Here is a 19,601-nt window from a genome sequence, read left to right as displayed (position 1 = left end):
GTCCGAACTTGGGACAGATCGAGGGTGTGAGACACGCGTCACAGTGGTCTGCGTCACTTCCCGAACCCGACGACGACGCCGGGTCCACACCAACCGAGTTCCATCGAGAACTCCCGGACCAAGGAGTGCGCCCCAGTGACCACACTCATCAACATCGACAACGGGGGAACCCTGACCGACATCTGTGTCTGGGACGGCCAGGGCTTCACCTTCACCAAGACCCTGACCACGCCACACGACCTGTCCGAGTGCCTGTTCAGCGGCATCGAGAAGGTGTCGGAGTCCCTCTACGGGCAGGCCGACCTCGAGAAGATCCTGCACGCCACCGACCACATCCGGTACTCGACGACCCAGGGCACCAACGCCCTCGTCGAACGCCGCGGACCGATGATCGGCATCCTGACCACGCTGTCGAACCTCGACACGGTGATGCGCAAGTCCGACGCCGAGAACGACCTGTGGGACGGCCTGATCGCCGACCGCTACCTGACCGTCGACGTCGAGGACGAGAACCTCGAATTCGATCTGGTCCAGTCGGTCAACCGGCTCACCACGCTGGGCGCGGCGCGCGTCGTCGTCACCGCGGCCAACCCCGAGGACGAGCGCCGCCTGCGCAACGTCCTGCTCCGCAAGTTCCCCCGCCAGCTGTTGGGTTCGATCCCGGTGATCTACAGCTGGGACCTCGCCGGCGACCGCGACGACGCCCGCCGCACCTGGTCGTGCGTCATCAACTCGTTCCTGCACCCGACCATGGAGCGATTCCTCTACGGCGCCGAACGCCGGCTCAAGGACTTCAAGGTCGCCAACCCGCTGCTGGTCTACCGCAACGACGGCGCCTCCTCCCGCGTCGCCAAGTCCGTGGCACTCAAGACCTACTCGTCCGGTCCGCGCGGCGGCCTCGAGGGCACCGCTGCCCTGGCCCGGGTCTACGGACTCAACCGCGTCGTGATGATGGACATCGGCGGCACCACGACCGACGTCGGCGTGGTCGAGGGCGAGCAGGTCGCCACCCGCGAGCGCGGCTCGATCAAGGGCGTGCCGATCTCCTACCCGATGAGCGAGGTCCACTCCAAGGGCGTCGGCGGCTCGTCGGTGATCCAGGTGGTCGACGGCGAGATCCAGGTCGGCCCGCAGTCGGTCGGCGCGGCACCCGGTCCCGCCTGTTTCGGTTTCGGCGGCAAGCAGGCGACCATCACCGACGTCAACCTCCTGCTGGGCGTGCTCGACGCGGACACCTACCTGGACGGCACCTTCAAGCTCGACGCCGAGCGTTCCAAGGCGGTCATCACCGAGACCATCGCCGAGCCGCTCGGGGTGGGCCTCGAAGAAGCCCTCGTCCGGATGGAGCAGGCGTACTTCGAAGCCGTCGCCGGTTCCTTCTCCCACCTGGTCGACGCCGACACCACCCTCGCCGCCTTCGGCGGGGCCGGCCCGATGAGCGCCGCGGGCGCGGCGCGCGTCGCGGGCGTCAAGCGGGTGCTGATCCCGCGCACCGCCGCGGTGTTCTCCGCACTGGGCATCTCGTTCTCGAACGTGGGCAAGACCTACGAGGTCACGGTCCCCGTCGCCACCACCGAGGCAGCTGCGGCCACCCACGCCGAGCTGGTCGAGCGAGCCGAGCGCGACATGTTCCAGGAGGGGTACGCCCTCGCCGACTGCACGGTCTCCAGCGAACTGATCATCGAGGGGATCGACGGCAACATCGCCGAGCGGCGGCCCTACATCCCCGGCGACGCGGTCGACTACCCCGAGCAGCTCGCGACCCTGCGGTTCACCGTCACCGCCGAACTGTCCCAGCCGGAACTGACCGCCGACACCGAGGTCACCCCGACCCCGGCGCCGAGCATCGGGACCCGCCGGGTGCGCAGCGGCGCCGACCAGGTCGACGAGGTGCCGGTGCACGTGCTCGACGAACTCTCGCCCGGCAACTCCGGCGAGGGGCCGGCCATCGTCGAGGGCCCGTTCTTCACCGCCCGCGTGCTGCCCGGCTGGCAGTTCCGCGTCACCTCCGCCGGCGACCTGCTGCTCACCGACACCCTCTGACATCCCCGCCCTGAAAGACACCGATATCTGAGAGGAGGACTCGAGATGCGAGTCCCCATGACCGAGTACCTCGTGATCGATCTGGACACCGAACGCTGGGTGTGCCGGGTCTGTGAACACGATATGGGCTCCGCCCACGACAACTACAAGCCGGGAACGCTTGTGTACGACCGCGATCCGCGTGAGATCCATCAGCCGATCATCGACCCGGAGCGCTACGAGTACACCTTCAGCCCCGACCCCACCTACTGCCGGATCCTGGAGTACTACTGCCCCGGATGCGGCACCCAGATCGAGGTCGAGTACCTGCCGCCGGGTCATCCGCCGACCGTCGACATGGTCATCGACGTCGCCGCGCTGCGCAAGCAGTGGGAGGAACGCGGCGTCGATCCCGAAGAGGTCTTCAACTACGGACCCGGCGAGGACGCCCAGAAGTACACCGCCGCACTGAAGGCCATCGGCCACATCCGCTGACCCACCACATAGGAGCTGCACCATGAAGCGCATATCCGTCGACATTGGCGGTACCTTCACCGATTGTTTCTTCGTCTGGGACGACATCTACGTCGACGCCAAGGCCCTGACGACCCACCACAACCTGGCACTCGGCTTCAACGAGGCCCTCGACCTGGCCTGCAAGCGGGCCGGCCTCGACCGCGACACCGTGCTCAGCGAGGTCGACTCCGTCCGCTACGCAACGACTCTCGGAACCAACGCACTGATCGAGCGCAAGGGACCGAAGGTGGCGGCCATCGTCACCCACGGCTTCGAGGACACCATCCCGCTGTCTCGAGGCCGCGGCTACGGCGAGGGCCTCGACTACACCATGCAGCAGAACCTGCCGGCCGCCGAGCGTCCCGACCCGATCGTGCCCCGTCAGCTGATCCGCTCGGTCAAGGAGCGCATCAACTCCGCCGGCAAGATCGTCGCGCCGCTCGACCCGGAGGACGTGCGCAAGACGGTGCGCGAGCTGGTCAACGAGGGTGCCGAGGCCATCGTCGTCTCGCTGGTCAACGCCACCGAGAATCCCGTGCACGAGTTGGCGATCCAGGAGATCATCCTCGACGAGTTCCCGCCCCACGAGCTCGGCGCCATCCCGGTTCTGCTGGGCCATCAGGTGTCCGGCCGCAAGGGCGAGTACGTGCGGTCCACGTCGACCATCATCGACGGCTTCCTGCACGAGATCATGTTCCACGCGCTGTCGCAGCTGTCGAACAACCTGCGCGACTCCGGGTACGACAAGCCGATGCTGGTCATCCACAACTCGGGCGGCATGGCGCAGATGAACTCCACCGACGCGCTGCAGACCATCCACTCCGGTCCGATCGCGGGTGTCGGTGCGGCCGAGCACCTTTCCGCCGAGACCGGGCTCGGCCACGTCATCTCCACCGACATGGGCGGCACCTCCTTCGACATCGGCCTGGTGCCGGAGGGCGGCGTCAAGCACTACGACTTCCTGCCGACCATCGATCGGTGGCTGGTCAGCGTGCCGATGGTCCACCTCGACACCCTCGGTGCCGGCGGCGGGTCGATCGCCAGCTACGACCGCATCCACAACTCGATCAGGATCGGGCCGGAGTCGGCGGGCTCGAACCCGGGGCCGGCGTGCTACGACCGGGGCGGCCTGCGGCCGACCGTCACCGACGCCGATCTGCTGCTCGGCTACCTCGACCCCGAGAACTACGCCAACGGGTACATCAAGCTCAACCCCAAGCGCTCGGTCCAGGCGATCGAGGACACCCTGTGCGATCCGCTGGACATGGACGTCATCGACATCGCCCGGGTGATCAAGGACAGCGTCGACGAGCAGATGGCGATCGGGATCGGGAAGGAGCTGCGCGTGCGCGGCTACCTCCCCGAGGACTTCACCATGCTCGCCTACGGCGGCAACGGCCCGCTGCACGCCTGCGGCATCGCCCGCCACGCCGGCATCCGCCGGGTTCTGGCCCCGCCCTTCTCGTCGGTGTTCTCCGCCTGCGGCGCCGGCAACATGAAGCAGCTGCACTTCCACGAGCGTGGCGTCCACGTCACCTTCTACAACGCCACCACCCGCACGCTGTACGACAAGTACGACGAGTTCAACGCCGTGGTCGAGGAGCTGGAGGCCCGCGGCCGAGAAGACCTGGTGCGCCAGGGATTCGACGGCGATGAGGTGAGGTACCGCCTCGAGGTGGACATGCGTTACGGCAATCAGCTGCTCACCCAGGCGGTGGCGCTCGACGGCATCAGCCGCATCAACGGCGTCGGTGACGTGCTGGAGATCATCAAGACCTTCGGCGACGTCTACAGCCACCGCTTCGGCGCGTCCTCGGCGGCGCCGGAGGCCGGAATCCGGTGCAACACCATCCGGGTGGCGTCCTACGTCGACGGCGACGTGGTCAACTTCGACTCCCTCGACGCCGGCGGCGACCGCACTGAGCCGACCCCGGTGGCCCGGCGCAACGTCCACTTCATCGGACACGACAAGGCGCTCGACACCCCGGTCTACGACCAGGGCGCACTCACCCACGAGCACGTCATCCACGGCCCGGCGATCGTCACCACCGAGAACACCACGTTCCTCGTCGAACCGGAGTGGCGCCTCGAGCCCACCCGCCAGGGTGCCGTCTGGTTCCTGCAGGACTGAGCCACAAACCATTCCAAGCGAGAGAAGAGTTCATCATGACCGCAGTTCACGACCATGACAGCCGCGTCCTGACCCCGCAGGAGCAGGAGTGGGTCGACAAGTTCATGGACGAGACCACGCTGTTCCTCGGGCCCGACCCGGAGATCATGCGCAGCCATGCGATCGCGCCCCGCACCGACCACGAAGAGGTGGCCATCGCCGTCGGCGTCGACCGCCTCGAGGTCGAGCGCATCCGCAAGCGCATCGCCGGCGCCCTCGACGAGGGTTACGAGATGTGCGAGGCCCAGGGCGCCGCACCCGGCGCGAAGTGGGGCGACCTCACCACCGCGATCTACACCGCGAGCGGCGACGTCTCCTACCTGTCGTGCCACGGCGTGATCGCGTTCAGCGCGATCCTGCACCACCCGATTCGGTACATCATGAAGTACTGGAAGGACGAGCCCACGGTGGGCGTCCACGAGGGTGACGGCTTCATCCACAACGACGCGCGTTTCGGGAACGTGCACAACACCGATCAGTCGATGATCATGCCGATCATCCGCGACGGCGAGATCATCGCCTGGGTGGCCGCCACCATCCACGAGGGTGAGAACGGCGCCTGCGAGCCCGGCGGCATGCCGTCCGGTTCGGAGACCCCGTTCGACGACGGCCTGCGGATGAGCCCGTTCAAGATCGTCGAGCGCGGCGAGCTGCGCCGGGACCTGCTGACCTTCCTGCAGCACTCGGTGCGCGACCCCAAGCTGCAGCTGGCCGATCTGAAGGTCAAGATCACCGCGGTCCGCAAGATCATGGAGCGCATCGACAAGGTGATCGACGAGGTCGGTGTCGACACCTTCGTCGCGGCCCTGCGCGTCACGGTCGAGGACGTCGACGCCGAGGTGCGCCGGCGGATCAGCGAATTGCCCGACGGCACCTACCGCTTCGACCAGTTCATGGACTCGACGCTGAAGGAGAACATCCTCATCAAGTTCGCCTGCAAGATCACGATCAAGGGCGACAAGATGATCGTGGACCTGCGCGGGACCGGGCCGGAGATCCTCAACCGGGCCATCAACTCGCCGCTGTGTTCGGTGAAATCGATGTTCATGCAGGCGATCCTGGCGTTCTGGTGGCCGGACCTGCCGCGCTGCACCTCGGCGATGAGCTGCATCGAGATCATCTCCGACGAGGGGACCTGGGCCGACGCGTCGTACGACGCCCCGATGGGCCAGTCGCTGCAGGCGTCGTTCCGCGGGTTCTCGGCCTTCCAGGCGCTCTACAGCCGGATGAGCTTCTCGACGCCGAACAAGTACTCCAACGTGGTGGCCAACTGGTTCAACCAGATCAACACCTTCCTGTGGGGCGGCATCACCCAGCACGGCGACATGGTGGGCAACCTGTGTGCCGACCTGAACGGCATGCCCGGTGGCGCAAAGCCTTTCCGCGACGGTGAGGACGCGGTCTCGCCACTGTTCTGCGCGATGGCCGACACCGCCGAGCAGGAGGTCATGGAGGAAGAGGTCCCGTTCATGCAGCTGGTCTCCAAGCGACTGGTGCGTGACAACATGGGCTTCGGCAAGTTCACCGGCGGCATGGGCTACGAGATGATCGTCGCCGCCGAGGGCACCCCGCAGTGGGGCTTCATGACGGTCACCTCCGGCGCCAAGTTCTCCTCGATCTACGGCATGTACGGCGGATACGGTTGCGGCACATACCCGCTGTGCATGGTCAAGGGCACGAACGTCTACGAGCACATCCGCAAGGACCCGAAGAAGTTCGACCTGTCGATCGAGAAGGTCATGAACGAGCAGCCCTTCGAGGACGGTCGCTACTCGACCTACCACATGGGCCTGCAGTTCGACCTGGCCAAGGACGGCGAGCTGTACATGATCAGCCAGGGCGCCGGCGGCGGCTACGGCGATCCGCTGGAGCGTCTGCCCGAATCGGTGGTCCACGACGCCGAACTGGGCCGCATCACCCAGAAGGTGGCCGAGGACATCTTCGGCGTGGTCTACGACCCGGTGAACTTCCGCCTGGACGTCGAGGCGACGAACGCCAAGCGCGATGCCGCCCGCAAGGCGCGCCTGGAGCGCGGCAAGCCCTTCGACGAGTTCTGCAAGGAGTTCGTCCAGGACGAGCCGCCGGCCGACGTCCACTACTACGGCTCGTGGGGAGACGTCGAGGAGCTGACCGCCACGGTCTTCACCATCGACGGCCCCGAGCGCGTGGTCGCCCCGCTGGCCGAGCTGCCGCCGATCATGATCCCGGACCGCCGTGAGGTCAAGATCGGACAGTTGGAGGCCCGGATCGCCGAGCTCGAGTCGAAGTACGGCGAGAACGTCCGACGACTGGCCTGATCCGGTCGGCCGGGTGCACCCGTGACCCCGCGCGGGTGCACCCGGCCTTCCGGTCGACACCGATTCTGGAGAAACCAATGTCATCGCTGAAGTCTCTGATCGCCTCGCCGGCCAGTGGGCGCACTCGTCCGGTCCTGATCGATCACACCGATTACGCCACCGCGGTCATCCGCCAGGGGCAGCCGATCCCGTGGGCCGACCTGGCCGCACTCACCGGGCACCAGGGCCAGGTCCATGCCCTACTCGATCCCGACGCCACCTGGCTCGACGTCGGCGCGGTCCAGGGCGCGCACCTGGTGGCCGATCCGGAACTGGTCGCCGCGATGGGCGCGCGCTCCCGCACGGGGTATGCGCTCCGTACCCTGCTGGCCGACGAGGACGGCGTCGCGGGTGTGCAACGCACCGCCAAGACGCTGGCCGACGCGGCCCGTCGTCCGCTGGTCCTCTCGCTCCCGTCGCCGGCGCGCTGGCTTGGTCGTGCGCACGGTGTCGCCGGTACCGGGCTGGACGAGATCGACCCGGATCGCGCCGACACGGCGTCGACCTACATCGCCGAATGGCTCGGCAAACTCTCGGAACTCCCGGTGGCGCTGGTGATTCTCGACGCCCGGGCTCGCGTCGGCGATCCCATCGCCCAGCCCGAGTCGGTGTCGGACTACAGCGCGATCACCAACATCGCCTCGCACCTGGACTGGGTGGTCGCCCTGCGCACCGACGACCAGGTCGAGACGAGCGACGGCACCACGATCTCGCTTCTGCCGGAGGGGTTCTGGTCCGACGACGACGAGATCCCCGCCGGTGACGCGCTGCTCACCGGCATCCCGGCCTCCGCACAGCCCGAGCGGGTGCTCGAGAAGCTGGCCCGACTCGCCTGAAGGGGGACACATGGACAAGACCGCACCCTCCGCCGACGCCGCGGTGTCGGCGGTATCGGACTCGATGATGGTGGCCTCCGGTGGCTTCGGTATCTGCGGCATTCCCGCGGTGTTGCTGGAGGCGTTGTCACGCACCGGCGTTCGCGACCTCACCGTGGTCTCGAACAACTGCGGGATCCCGGGCATCGGCAACTCGCTGCTGCTGGAGAACCGGCAGATCCGCAGGCTGATCGCCTCGTACGTGGGGGAGAACAAGGAGCTCGAACGCCAGTACCTCACCGGCGAGGTCGAGATCGAGCTGACGCCGCAGGGAACCCTTGCCGAACGGCTGCGTGCCGGCGGGGCGGGCATCGCCGCCTTCTACACCCAGACCGGCGTCGGGACCCAGGTGGCCGACGGCGGCCTGCCGCTGCGGCACGACGCCGACGGCGCGGTGGCGGTGGCATCGGCCCCGAAACCACAGGCGGAGTTCGTCTGGGACGGAGCGCCGCGGACGTTCGTGCTCGAGGAGGCGCTGCGCCCGGACGTCGCGTTCGTGCGGGCCTGGAAGGGCGATCGCCACGGAAACCTGGTGTTCCGCAAGGCATCGCGCAACTTCAACCCACTCTGTGCGATGGCGGCGAAGTACACCGTCGCCGAGGTCGAGAACATCCTCGATCCCGGTGACCTCGACCCGGACGAGATCCACCTGCCGGGCATCTACGTCGACGCCGTGCTGCCGTTGACCGTGGCCCAGGCGGCCGACAAGGGCATCGAGCGTCGCACGGTCCGCGAGCTGGAGGAGGTGTCCGCATGAGTTGGACCCGCGATCAGATGGCCGCGCGCGCGGCGGCCGAACTCTCCGACGGCGACTACGTGAACCTCGGCATCGGCCTGCCGACCCTGGTCCCGGGGCATGTGGCGCCCGGGGTGGAGATCGTCATGCAGTCCGAGAACGGCATCCTCGGCCTCGGCCCGTACCCGTTCGCCGGCGACGAGGACCCGGACCTGATCAACGCCGGCAAGGAGACGGTGACGGTGATCCCGGGCGCCAGCTTCTTCGATTCGGCGACGAGCTTCGGGATGATCCGCTCCGGCAAGGTCGACGTCGCGATCCTGGGCGGCATGCAGGTCAGCGAGCGCGGCGACCTGAGCAACTGGGTGGTGCCCGGAAAGCTGGTCAAGGGCATGGGCGGGGCCATGGACCTGGTCCACGGCGCGCGCCGGGTGATCGTCGTCATGGAGCATTGCGCCAAGGACGGCTCGCCCAAGATCCTCGTCGAGAACACCCTGCCGCTCACCGGCGCCGGCGTCGTGGATCGCATCATCACCGACCTGGCGGTGATCGACGTGACCGACGACGGCCTGGAGCTGGTGGAACTGGCCCCCGGGGTCACTACCGACGAAGCGGTGGCCGCCACCGGCGCGCCCGTGCGCGTCGCGGTCCCGGAGGCGGTGTAGGCCAGACGGTCCGGCCTGTCGGGCGGACACCCTGCCGGCCGGACCGCAGTCGTTCCCGCGTTCGATCCCTTCGCCCGGCGGGCCTGTGGGAAGGGAGCGGGGTGGTGCTCGACAGGGCCGGACTCTGACGTACCCTTGCTGGTCAGGGAAGCGTGGCAGAGCGGCCGAATGCACTCGCCTTGAAAGCGAGCGTGGGTAAAACCACCGGGGGTTCAAATCCCTCCGCTTCCGCAGAAGGCCCGTCATCGGAGAGACCCCGGTGACGGGCCTTTTCCATGCTGCCGGGGCTGTGTCTCGGAGACGGCGTCACACCGTCGTCGCGAGTGCGGTGCGGAGCGCTTCCAGCGAGTCCGGTCGTGCGCGGTAGTACACGTTCATCCCGCGACGGTCGGGCGTCACCATTCCCGCCTTGCGTAGTTGCCCCAGGTGATGACTCGTCGTCGCCTCGGTGAGACCGACCGCAGCAGCCAGGTCGCAGGTGCAGACTCCCTCTCCCGCCTCGTCGGTGAGCAGGATCGACAGCAGCTTGATGCGTACCGGGTCGGCCAAGGCCTTGAGCCGCAGCGCGATCTCGAGCGCCGTGTCGTCGTCGAGTGGCGCCGCCGAGACCGGCGCGCAGCAGATCGGGGCGCTGATGTCGACCACCGGGAGTGCCTTCGGCATGCCACCACCGTACCGACGTGCTTGACATAGGTCGAAAAGGTGGCATCCTGCGATAGTTCGGTCAATTAGATATATGTCTAACAAGTGAAAGGTTGCTGCCATGTCCCGGATGCAGCTCGCACTCAACGTCGACGACCTCGACTCCTCGATCGTGTTCTACTCCAAGCTGTTCGGCACCGGTCCGGCCAAGCGCAAGCCCGGCTACGCGAACTTCGCGATCGACGAACCCCCGCTGAAGCTGGTTCTCCTGGAGAACCCGGGCAAGGGCGGCACCATCAACCACCTCGGGGTGGAGGTCGAGTCGAGCGAGAAGGTCCACGACGAGATCGCCCGTCTCGCCGGTGAAGGGTTGTTCACGGATGAGGAGATCGGCACCACCTGCTGCTTCGCCACCCAGGACAAGGTCTGGGTCACCGGCGCCGCCGGAGAGAAGTGGGAGGTCTACACCGTCCTCGCCGACTCGGACACCTTTGGCACGAGTCCGCAGCATCTGGGCGAACCGGCCGCCGCAGCGGGCGACGCGTGTTGCGGCACCGCCGCGGCCATGCCCGAGGATGCGCAGGACGGTAAGGCCGCGCCGTCCTGCTGCTGAGCAGCGACGAACCGCACGCCGGCTCGTCGGCGACTCAGTCGTCTTTCGATGCGGTCGATCGCGCAGGATTTCGGCGGACGAAGCGGGCGCGCAGGGCGAGCGAGCAGCACCAGGCCGGCCACCATCGCCACGCCGATCCACACCGGCAGGAACCGGTCGAGCAGCGGCAGTCGCCCTGCCACGGCCGTCCCGCCCCCGCTCACTGCGGGTCCTCGCACGGACGAGGCTCGCCCTCGACTGCGGCCAGACCGGCCAGTAAACCCGAGACCTGCTGCAACACCGCAGTATTCACCCGGTAGTAGACCCACGTACCGCGCCGCTCGCTGGTGACCAGGCCGGCGTCCCGCAGCACCTTCAGATGATGTGAGATCGTCGGCTGCGACAGGTCGAACGGGCTCGACACATCGCACACGCACGCCTCACCGCCCGGACGCGCCGCCACCTCCGACAGCAGTCGCAACCGCACCGGATCACCGAGCGCTTTGAGGGCCGGCGCCGCGCTCAGCGCTCGATCGGCGCCGAGGCCCTGCGGTTCGGTCACCGGTTTCTGATTCGACACTCATCTATATGGGCCGTCGTCGAAGTGCCGGGGACACAAGGGGGTCGTCCTGCGCAAGCGATCGAGATGGTCGACCACGAGGCCGACGGCGTGATGACGACGAACCACAGTGGGTCGTCGAAAGCGAGATCGGACCCGGCCCGTGACCGAGGACTGGGCGCCCGACCCGGCCGGCGATGCGGTCCGCGTCGCGCTCGTCCTTCGGTGGGGGTCGCTCTGTCCGTGAGATGCGGTTCTGTGACGAGCTCTCGCCCGCACGCGTCCGTGACCCCCGACACTGCGCGCCGAGCCCTATCATCGTCGCCGTGCAGTACTCGCGCTTCGTGGCAATCGGTGACAGTCAGACAGAAGGTCTGGGCGATCCGCACCCGGAGTACGAATTCCGCGGTTGGGCCGATCGCTTCGCCCACCGCCTGGCGGCGTACAACCCGGACCTGCGATACGCCAACCTGGCGATCCGCGGCAAGCGGACGCGGCAGGTCCTCGAGGAACAACTCGAGCCGGCGTTGGCCCTCGAACCGGATCTCGTCGCCGCCCCGCTCGGCATGAACGACGTGATCGGCAGGTCCGACCTCGACGAGGTGCGCTCGGATCTCGACACGATCTACCGGAACCTCGCGAAGACTGATGCGACGGTCATCGTGTCGACGTTCCCGAACGTCTCGCGGACCATCCCTCTCGCCGCGCGCAAGGAGCACCGGCTGCTCGCATTGAACGAGATGAACCGCGAGTTCGCCGAGATCTACGACTTCGTCCTCGTCGACCTGCATGCCGCGCCGGTGCTGACCGACCCGCGGTCGTGGTCGTCGGATCGCCTGCACGCCTCGCCGTTCGGGCACGAGCGGTTTGCCGACGCGGCCGCGCACGCCCTGGGTCTGCCCGACGCCGACCCGGACTGGGGCAAGCCGTTGCCGCCTGCGCCCGAGCCGCATCCGGTGGCGGCCGTGATCCGCGACGCACGCTGGGCGGTCGAGTTCTTCACGCCCTGGTTCATCCGCAAGCTCCGCGGCGTGTCCCTCGGCGACGGCCGGGAACCCAAGCGGCCGACTCTGACCCCGGTGGTCGAGCACGAACTGCACTGAATCGATTCATCTCCGGGACGCTTCACTCCGGGGATACTCGTCCCGCGCCCGTCGGCAGTCAGCGGTCCGGCGACCACAGCGTGACGTGCGCGGTCCACGGGATCTCATCCGGCGTCACCTCGAACGGGGGAGTCCGCGCAGCCTCTGAGCGTGCATGCGGCGCGATCACGTCCAGGATGTGCTCGGCGCACTGCGACACCGGCACCTCGCCGGTCTCGCCTCCGCTGCCGCGCTCGATGACGACGAGCCGGCACCGACGTTCGCCCGGATCGACGCGCGGATGTTCGTGCATCCACTGCTCGCGCAGCGACGGGTCGTCTGCGGCGTCGTCGAAGGAGATCGCCGGCAGCAGCGGAAAGCGCTGCGCGACTTGATAGATGACGCGTCCCTCGTCGTCGGGATCGATGAAGACGGTAAGGACGGGTTCTCGGGTGGTCATGCGGAACACGGTAGGGGCGAGGTGTCACGGGCGCACCGGGATTTCGACGACGCCGGCGTCTGCGGCACCGCCCAAGGACCGGTCGACCGGGGTCGCTAGCGTGGGAAGGGGTAGGCGACCGGCGAGGGGTTGCCCAGTGGAGGCGAGCGAGGAACGCGTGACAGACACCGATCTCACGGTCGTGTCGTTCAACGTCAACGGGATTCGGGCTGCCCGCCGCCGCGGATTCGACGACTGGCTGACCGCGCGGGACGCCGACGTCATAGGGCTGCAGGAACTGCGTTGCGGGATCGACGACGTCGGCCGGTTCGGCGATTACACCGCGGCCGTCGACGTCGGGACCATCCCGGGACGCAACGGCGTCGCGATCCTCACCCGCACCGCACCCGCTGCCGTCCGCACGTGGCAGACCCACCCGCCGAAGGCCCGCGGCCTGAACGCCTTTGCCGCCGAGGGCCGATACGTCGAGGTCGACCTGGCCGACACGCCCCTGACCGTGGCGAACATCTACCTGCCGAAAGGCGGGCTCCCCGCCGAACTGCAGCGGCCGGGCTCGATGCGCGAGAAACCCGACGGCGGCGCCAAGTACTTCCGTAAACAGCGGTTCCTCGCCGCGTTCGCCCGCGAGCTGCAGCGCAACCGGCTCGCGGCTCGTCGCGCCGGCCGGGAGTTCCTGCTGCTCGGGGACCTCAACGTCGCCCATCTCGAACACGACGTCACCAATTGGCGGGCCGCCCGCAAGATGGAGGGCTTCCTGCCCGAGGAACGCGAGTGGTTCGGCCAGATCACCGGTCCCCGCCGGCTCGTCGACGTCGTGCGCGCACTGCACGGCGACCGGCCGGGGCCCCTGACCTGGTGGAGCTGGGCGGGCGAGTCGTTCGTCAAGGACGTCGGATGGCGGATCGACCACCAGCTCGCGACGCCGGCACTCGCCCGGCGGGCGCGGTGGGTCGAGGTCGACAAGGAGGCCGCCCCGGAGCTGCGGCTGTCCGACCATGCACCGCTGGTCGTCGGATACGACGAGATCGACGGTTGAGACCGTCCCGATTTGCGAGGCATTCCGGGGGCGGCGACTCCCGGCCGTGGCGATTGCGGGGCGGCCCGTCCGGCTGACGGAGCCGGAAGCCGCAGGTAGTTAGCGCAGCTGATAATCTCCCGCCGGTGACGAGCTCCGCACCGACGCCATCAGAGGAAGGCATCAGCACCCGCCTCCTGCTCACCCTGGCGCTGCTGTCCGCGACGGCACCGATCGCCACCGATCTGTACCTGCCGTCGTTCATCGAGGTCCAGGACGCACTCCACACCGACGCGACGCACGTGCAGCTGACGCTGACCGCGTTCCTGATCGGCGTGGGTATCGGGCAGGTCATCTGGGGGCCGATCTCCGACCGGTTCGGCCGGCGGCTGCCGCTGATCCTCGGTTCCGCGGGCGCCGTGCTCTCCGGCGTGGTGGTCGTCGCGGCCCCGACCATCGAGGTGCTCATCGGCGCCCGGTTCGTGCAGGCGCTGGCCGCGGCGTCGGGCATGGTCATCGCCCGGGCCGTGATCGCCGACCGCGCACGGGGATTCGCCGGTGCACGCGCGATGACGATCATGATGACGATCCAGAGTCTCGCGCCGGTCCTGGCACCCCTCGCGGGAGGGCTTCTGGCAGGCCATGTCCCGTGGCGAGGCGTGCTCGCGGTGATCCTGGCGACCGCGGTCCTGCAGCTCGTCGGCGCGGTGACCTCGGTCCCGGAGACGCTGCCGGCCGAACGTCGTGCCCCGCGCCTGCGATTCGGCGATGTGCTCAGCCGCTTCGCCAGACCCGCGTTCATGGCGTACGTGCTGACGCAGGCGTTCGCCTTCGGCGCGCTGATGTCCTACATCTCGAGCTCGTCGTTCGTGTACCAGAACGTCATCGGCACATCGGAGCTCGTGTACGGGCTGGCCTTCGCCGCCAACGCCTGCGGCATGATGATCGGCGGCGTCGTCTCCTCACGCCTCTCGCGGCGTCACGTGCACCCGGCGACGACGATCGGATACAGCCTGCCGGTGCTGATCCTGGCGTCCGTCGGAGTGCTGGGCGCCGCGCTGTCGTCGGTGCCGGTCCTACTGGTGATCCCGCTGTTCGTCCTCGCACTGTCGATCGGCTTCATCTTCGGGAACGCGGCCGCCCTCGCCATGGAACACACCCACGACGCGGCCGGCGCCGGAAGCGCGGTCCTCGGCGGGATCATGTTCCTCGTCGGCGGAGCGCTCTCGCCGCTCGGCGGTCTGGGCGGCGACGACACCGCGGTCCCGATGGCGTGCATCATGATCACGTCGTCGGTCCTGACCGCGGTCTGCTTCGCGATCGGCCGGCGCGTCGTCGCCCGGAACCCGGAGTCCGAGGCGGCGTTCGCCCACGCATGATCCGGCCCGCGGGTCAGGTGCCGGGTCGTCGGCGATGGTGCCATACGTGACGATCGTCGGGCCGTAGTGCTTCTTGAAGAACTCGCGGAACGCAGTGCCCGTGTCGAAGGCGGTGACCGCCACCGTGGTGATGTCGAACTCGTGGCCGGTGACGCGGTCGCCGAACAGCGATCGCACGTGGTCGGCATCGCCCCACAGCGGACCGGGTTGCGCGCCGGGCGGTGGCGGCGGGGCGTACGGCTTCATCACGCGGAACAGCTCGCCGATGAATCCGGTCGGCGTCCAGTTGATGAGGCCGATCCGGCCACCGGGGCGCACGACGCGGACGAGTTCGTCGGCGCACCTGCCGTGGTGGGGCGCGAACATCACGCCGACGCACGACGTGGCGACGTCGAAATCGTCGTCGTCGAACGGGAGGTCCTCGGCATCCGCGGTGCGCCAGGTGATGCCGAGGTCTCGGTGGCGTGTCTCGCCCGTCTCGAGCAGCTCCGGGGTCAGGTCGCTGGCGACGACGTGGGCGCCGGTGCGTGCCGCGGGAACCGCGACGTTCCCCGCCCCGGCGGCGACGTCGAGGACCTTCTGCCCAGCGCGGATGTCCAGTGCGTCGACGAGTCGCCGGCCCAGTGGGGCGATCAGATCGGCGACGGCCGGATAGTCGCCCGATGCCCACAGGCGGCGGTGCCGTGCCTTGATCTCGGTGTCTGAGGGAGTGGAGTGGATCGTCGTCATGATGGTGAGTCCTCGTGGAGTCGGTGTCGTTGGATGTCCGGACACCATCGAGCGTCCGACGAACCGGGACCCGGCCTCCAGACCAAGATCTGTACCGTCGGCGGTTCAGATTCTGTACTGGTCATCGCCGCAGGTCGGGTGTGTACTTGAACCCGAGGACGTGAGGGGGACCGTGATGACCTCGTATGGCCAGTTCTGTCCCGTCGCGAAGGCGATGGAGCTCCTCGACGAGCGGTGGACGATCCTGATCGTGCACGAGATGCTGCTGGGGAGCCGTCATTTCAACGAGCTCCGGCGCGGGGTGCCGAAGATGTCTCCCGCGTTGCTCACCAAGCGACTCCGCAGCCTCGAGCGTGCCGGCGTGATCCGCCGATCGCAGGTCGGCGGCCGGTCGGTGTACACGCTGACGACGATGGGGCAGGAGCTCGAGACCGTGGTCGACGCGTTGAGCGCGTGGGGGATTCGTTGGATCGGGGAACTCGGCGACGCCGACCTCGACCCGCACCTGCTGCTGTGGGACATGCGACGCACCATCCCCGTCGAACGGTGGCCCCGACGCCGCACCATGGTGCAGTTCGTCTTCTCCGATGTCGTCGGCAAGGCGCGGTCCTGGTGGCTCGTGGTCTCCGGCGACGAGGCGCAGGTGTGCGACTTCGACCCCGGGTACGAGCTCGACGCGACGGTGACGACCGATCTGCGCACCCTCACCGAGATCTGGCGGGGCGACACCGACTGGCGGATCGCGCTCCGCGAGAACCTCGTCGAGATCCATGCGGCGGCCGAGATCGCCCGCGACCTGCCGTCGTGGATCGGCCAGGGGCTCACGGCCGAGATCCCGCGGCCGGCCTGACGTGCCGGACGGGCCTCCGGCGAAGGGCAAGGCCGCCGCTTACGCCCTTCGCGCCCCGGGCACGGCCGCCTGCCGTCTCCCTACCCGATGTCCCGCCGCAGCGTCGTGTACCGGCCGATCAGCGCGAAGACCGCGATGTAGGCCAGCATCACCAGCGCACCCGCCCACTGCGGCAGCAGATCCGACGCGCCCTCGCCCAGGCTCGAATAGAAGCTCGTGCCCAGCAGTGCGTCGGCCGCCGAGCCCGGCAGGAACTTCGACACCGACGACGTGGCGTCGAAGGCGGCCAGCGCGATGCGCGCGATGGGCTCGACGAGCTGGGTGAACGCGAGCAGGATGACGATCGCCGCCACTTGGTTGGAGACGACGGCGCCGAAGGCGACACCCATCATCGTCCACAGGATCATCACCACCATCGACAACACGATGACCCGGATGGTGGCGCCTTCACCGAGGTACGCCCCGTCGCCGGCGAACGCGAGAACCGGTGCGGCCGTGGCGACCACGGCCAGGGTGCCGAGGACGCCGTAGAGCGCGCCGATCGGGATCCCGGCGAGCAGCTTGGCGCCCAACAGGACCCCGCGCCGGGGCTCCACCAGCAGACTCGCGGTGATGGTCTTGTGGCGGAACTCGCCGGTCACCGCCAGGCTGCCGATCACCAGCGCGAAGACATAGCCGATCGGCGACGTCAGGGCGTAGATCGACCGTGCGAGATCGCCGCCCGACAGCAGGACCGGTCCGGACATCGAGTCGCCCTCGACGGTCATCGAGAACGCCAGCACCGCACCGATGAACGCCAGGTACGCGACCATCGCGATGAGCAGCACCCACCACATCCGCGTCGAGGTGAACTTGCGGTACTCCGCGACCAGTGCCGCCTTCATCGGATCGCTCCTGTCTGCATCGGCACGCCGGCCGGTGCGGGTGCGCCTGTCAGCTGCAGGAACACCGCCTCCAGATCGGCTCCCGCGTCGGACAGCTCGTGCAGCTCGATGCCATGGGCGAAGGCCGCGGAACCGACGGTGGCGGTGTCGACGCCGTGGACGCGGAACCCGCCGGGCGCGTCCTCGACCTGCCAGCCGCGTTCGCGGGCCAGCGCCACGAACGACGCCGGATCGGGGGTGCGCACCGCCACCGCGTGCACGGCGAGGTCCTCGAACTCGGTCAGCGTCGACGCGCGGACCAGTCGGCCGTTGCCTATCACGATGACGTCGTCGACGGTCGCCCGCACCTCGGCGAGCACGTGACTCGACAGCAGCACGGTGCGGCCCTCGGCGGCGAGCGCCCGCAGCAGGCCGCGCAGCCACACGATGCCCTGCGGGTCGAGACCGTTCGCGGGTTCGTCCAAGATGATGATCCCGGGGTCGCCGAGCAGCGCGGTCGCCAGGCCGAGGCGCTGGCGCATGCCCATCGAGTAGCCGCCGACCCGGCGGTTCGCGGCGTCGGCGAGTCCCACGAAGTCGAGGATCTCTTTGCAGCGGGCGGTCGGCACGCCCACCTGCGGGGCGAGTGCCTGCAGGTGCCCGAGACCCGTGCGGCCGGGGTGGAAGCTCGACGCCTCCAACGCCGCGCCCACCTCCCGGGCCGGTCGGCGGATCTCGCGGTAGGGACGACCGCCGATCAGGGCGCGGCCTGCGGTGGGCTCGACGAGGCCGAGCAGCATGCGCAGCGTCGTGGTCTTGCCGGACCCGTTGGGGCCGAGGAAGCCGGTCACGCGGCCGGGCGCGACGGTGAAGGACAGGTCGTCGACGGCGGTGACCGCGCCGAAGCGTTTGGTCAGCCCCTCGATCGTGATGGCGGGTGAGTACACGTGGCGGTCACAACCAATCGCGGCGTCGGAACGAGATGTACAAGATGACGACCACAAGAACTATCAGCACGACGCTCGTGACGAAGCCGGAGGTCTCGTATGCGCCGGGAAAGGGCACGTTTTCGCCGTAGAAGCCGGTGATCAGCGTCGGCACCGCGATGATCGCGGCCCACCCGGTCAGCTTCTTCATCACGGTGTTGAGACGGGCGTCGGCGAGGGTGAGATTGGTCTCGAAGACCGTCGTGATCATGTCCCGCAACGACTCGATCCATTCGGTCGCGTGCAGCGCATGGTCGTAGAGGTCGGAGAAGTGCGGGTCGAGTTCGGGCGGGGCGTGGTTCACGAACCGGCGCCGCTGGATCGCCGCGATGATCTCGCGCATCGGGAACACCACCCGCCGCAGGATGACCAGATCCCGGCGGAGGTCGTAGGTGCGCCGCTGCAGTTCCCGGCCGGACACGCGCTCGTCGAACAGCAGCCCCTCGAGATCCTCGATCTCGTCGTCGAGCCGCTGCACCGCCTCGAAGTGGCCGTCGGCGACGACGTCGAGCAGCCCGTGCAGGAGTGCGCCGATGCCGTACTGCATGGCGTCGCTCGCCGCCCACCGGCGCCGGACCTCCTCCATCTGGAAGTCCGGCGTCAGACGCACCGTCACCAGGACGTTGCGCTTGACGAAGATCGAGATGCGGTGCAGGTCGAACAGTCGCGCCCGCGCGTACGGTGCGCCCGACGACTCCCGCTGGGCGCCGGCGTCCGCCTCGTCGGCGTCGTCGCGCAGCGAGACCGCGTAGACCATGAAGAACGTGTGCCCGGCGTAGGAGACGGTCTTCACGCGCTCGGAGGCCGCGACGCTGTCCTCCACGGCGAACGGGTCGAGGTCGAGCTGGGCGGCGACGTGGGCCAGCGTCTCGTGCGACGGGCATTCGAGATCGGCCCAGGCGAGCGTCTCGTCGTCCTCGAGGCACGTGGAGAGCCGGTCCAGCTCGAAACCCTCGACGGCCTCGCCGTTGCGCCAGATCTGGCCGCGCACCCGCTCCAGCCCATCGGCGTCGGCATCGGCCGGGACGAATTCGGTCACCCCCACATCGTGGCATCGAGGGTGCCGGCCGGACGTCAGGGCGTAGTCGACGTCACGAAGCGTGTCGCGGACCGCGGGTAGCATC

The 19,601-nt window shown here is 68.5% G+C and carries 18 protein-coding genes, 1 tRNA gene and 1 pseudogene; 13 read left to right on the top strand and 7 right to left on the bottom strand.

Annotated features, from left to right (window positions below; translation table 11 throughout):
• The first annotated feature begins 135 nt into the window (after positions 1 to 135).
• From E1P53_RS11195 to E1P53_RS11160, 8 genes are all read left to right on the top strand, one after another.
• On the top strand, positions 136 to 2,043 hold the full coding sequence (locus E1P53_RS11195) for a hydantoinase/oxoprolinase family protein (RefSeq protein ID WP_131734328.1): 1,908 nt from the start codon (positions 136 to 138) through the stop codon (positions 2,041 to 2,043).
• Between the two features lie 45 nt (positions 2,044 to 2,088).
• Positions 2,089 to 2,517, top strand: coding sequence for an acetone carboxylase subunit gamma (locus tag E1P53_RS11190; RefSeq protein WP_006900985.1), 429 nt, complete (start codon positions 2,089 to 2,091; stop codon positions 2,515 to 2,517).
• Between the two features lie 22 nt (positions 2,518 to 2,539).
• The gene (locus E1P53_RS11185) at positions 2,540 to 4,669 is read left to right on the top strand and encodes a hydantoinase/oxoprolinase family protein (RefSeq protein ID WP_131734327.1); all 2,130 of its coding nucleotides are present in this window, start codon (positions 2,540 to 2,542) and stop codon (positions 4,667 to 4,669) included.
• 35 nt (positions 4,670 to 4,704) lie between these two features.
• The gene (locus E1P53_RS11180; RefSeq protein WP_045538155.1) at positions 4,705 to 7,005 is read left to right on the top strand and encodes a hydantoinase B/oxoprolinase family protein; all 2,301 of its coding nucleotides are present in this window, start codon (positions 4,705 to 4,707) and stop codon (positions 7,003 to 7,005) included.
• A 77-nt stretch (positions 7,006 to 7,082) separates the two neighbouring features.
• Positions 7,083 to 7,880 carry a hypothetical protein gene (locus E1P53_RS11175; RefSeq protein WP_006900988.1) on the top strand — a complete coding sequence of 266 codons (798 nt, stop codon included), beginning with the start codon at positions 7,083 to 7,085 and terminating at the stop codon, positions 7,878 to 7,880.
• A 10-nt stretch (positions 7,881 to 7,890) separates the two neighbouring features.
• Positions 7,891 to 8,676, top strand: coding sequence for a CoA transferase subunit A (locus E1P53_RS11170; RefSeq protein ID WP_003890003.1), 786 nt, complete (start codon positions 7,891 to 7,893; stop codon positions 8,674 to 8,676).
• Positions 8,673 to 9,320 carry a 3-oxoacid CoA-transferase subunit B gene (locus E1P53_RS11165; RefSeq protein ID WP_131734326.1) on the top strand — a complete coding sequence of 216 codons (648 nt, stop codon included), beginning with the start codon at positions 8,673 to 8,675 and terminating at the stop codon, positions 9,318 to 9,320. The genes E1P53_RS11170 and E1P53_RS11165 overlap by 4 nt, the downstream gene beginning before the upstream one ends.
• A 146-nt stretch (positions 9,321 to 9,466) precedes the next feature.
• Positions 9,467 to 9,551 (top strand) — tRNA-Ser (locus E1P53_RS11160).
• 75 nt (positions 9,552 to 9,626) lie between these two features.
• Here the strand turns inward: E1P53_RS11160 and E1P53_RS11155 are convergent.
• Entirely contained in the window at positions 9,627 to 9,983 is a 357-nt protein-coding gene (locus E1P53_RS11155) for an Rv2640c family ArsR-like transcriptional regulator (RefSeq protein WP_006902596.1), read from the bottom strand.
• 100 nt (positions 9,984 to 10,083) lie between these two features.
• Here E1P53_RS11155 and E1P53_RS11150 point away from each other — a divergent pair, with 100 nt between their 5' ends.
• Positions 10,084 to 10,575, top strand: a complete 492-nt coding sequence (locus E1P53_RS11150; RefSeq protein ID WP_131734325.1) for an ArsI/CadI family heavy metal resistance metalloenzyme — start codon at positions 10,084 to 10,086, stop codon at positions 10,573 to 10,575.
• A 199-nt stretch (positions 10,576 to 10,774) separates the two neighbouring features.
• Here the strand turns inward: E1P53_RS11150 and E1P53_RS11145 are convergent, their stop codons facing one another.
• Positions 10,775 to 11,116 carry an ArsR/SmtB family transcription factor gene (locus E1P53_RS11145; RefSeq protein ID WP_371830998.1) on the bottom strand — a complete coding sequence of 114 codons (342 nt, stop codon included), beginning with the start codon at positions 11,114 to 11,116 and terminating at the stop codon, positions 10,775 to 10,777.
• Between the two features lie 323 nt (positions 11,117 to 11,439).
• Here E1P53_RS11145 and E1P53_RS11140 point away from each other — a divergent pair, with 323 nt between their 5' ends.
• A complete protein-coding gene (locus E1P53_RS11140; protein ID WP_109239053.1) occupies positions 11,440 to 12,216 on the top strand; it encodes an SGNH/GDSL hydrolase family protein in 777 nt (258 codons plus the stop codon).
• 58 nt (positions 12,217 to 12,274) lie between these two features.
• Here E1P53_RS11140 and E1P53_RS11135 read toward each other — a convergent pair whose 3' ends face one another.
• A complete protein-coding gene (locus tag E1P53_RS11135; protein ID WP_131734324.1) occupies positions 12,275 to 12,655 on the bottom strand; it encodes a hypothetical protein in 381 nt (126 codons plus the stop codon).
• Positions 12,656 to 12,812: 157 nt separating this feature from the next.
• Between E1P53_RS11135 and E1P53_RS11130 the strand changes: the two genes are divergently transcribed.
• Positions 12,813 to 13,691 (top strand): exodeoxyribonuclease III, encoded by an 879-nt coding sequence (locus E1P53_RS11130; protein ID WP_109239052.1) that lies wholly within the window; start codon positions 12,813 to 12,815, stop codon positions 13,689 to 13,691.
• A gap of 125 nt (positions 13,692 to 13,816) precedes the next feature.
• Positions 13,817 to 15,049: a multidrug effflux MFS transporter gene (locus E1P53_RS11125; RefSeq protein ID WP_131734323.1), complete on the top strand. Its 1,233-nt coding sequence runs from the start codon at positions 13,817 to 13,819 to the stop codon at positions 15,047 to 15,049.
• Here E1P53_RS11125 and E1P53_RS11120 read toward each other — a convergent pair.
• Positions 15,050 to 15,778: pseudogene (locus E1P53_RS11120) on the bottom strand (class I SAM-dependent methyltransferase); the annotation flags it as partial. It lies immediately after the preceding gene.
• Positions 15,779 to 15,953: 175 nt separating this feature from the next.
• On the opposite strand from E1P53_RS11120, the gene E1P53_RS11115 reads away from it, so the two are divergent.
• A complete protein-coding gene (locus tag E1P53_RS11115; protein ID WP_131734322.1) occupies positions 15,954 to 16,628 on the top strand; it encodes a winged helix-turn-helix transcriptional regulator in 675 nt (224 codons plus the stop codon).
• Between the two features lie 80 nt (positions 16,629 to 16,708).
• On the opposite strand, the gene E1P53_RS11110 is transcribed toward E1P53_RS11115, so the two are convergent.
• The 3 genes from E1P53_RS11110 to E1P53_RS11100 are packed head-to-tail and all read right to left on the bottom strand — an operon-like array spanning position 16,709 to position 19,516.
• Positions 16,709 to 17,512: an ABC transporter permease subunit gene (locus E1P53_RS11110; RefSeq protein ID WP_006901251.1), complete on the bottom strand. Its 804-nt coding sequence runs from the start codon at positions 17,510 to 17,512 to the stop codon at positions 16,709 to 16,711.
• A complete protein-coding gene (locus E1P53_RS11105; RefSeq protein WP_131734321.1) occupies positions 17,509 to 18,438 on the bottom strand; it encodes an ABC transporter ATP-binding protein in 930 nt (309 codons plus the stop codon). Before E1P53_RS11105 ends, E1P53_RS11110 begins: the two co-directional genes overlap by 4 nt.
• A gap of 7 nt (positions 18,439 to 18,445) precedes the next feature.
• Complete coding sequence (locus tag E1P53_RS11100) at positions 18,446 to 19,516, bottom strand: magnesium transporter CorA family protein (RefSeq protein ID WP_131734320.1); 1,071 nt, start codon at positions 19,514 to 19,516, stop codon at positions 18,446 to 18,448.
• Positions 19,517 to 19,601: the final 85 nt, after the last annotated feature.

Origin of the sequence: Gordonia paraffinivorans (assembly GCF_900683595.1) — a bacterium.
Lineage (GTDB): Bacteria > Actinomycetota > Actinomycetes > Mycobacteriales > Mycobacteriaceae > Gordonia > Gordonia paraffinivorans.
Note: the sequence above shows the minus strand (reverse complement) of the source record. Positions and strands in the feature narration are given on the sequence as shown.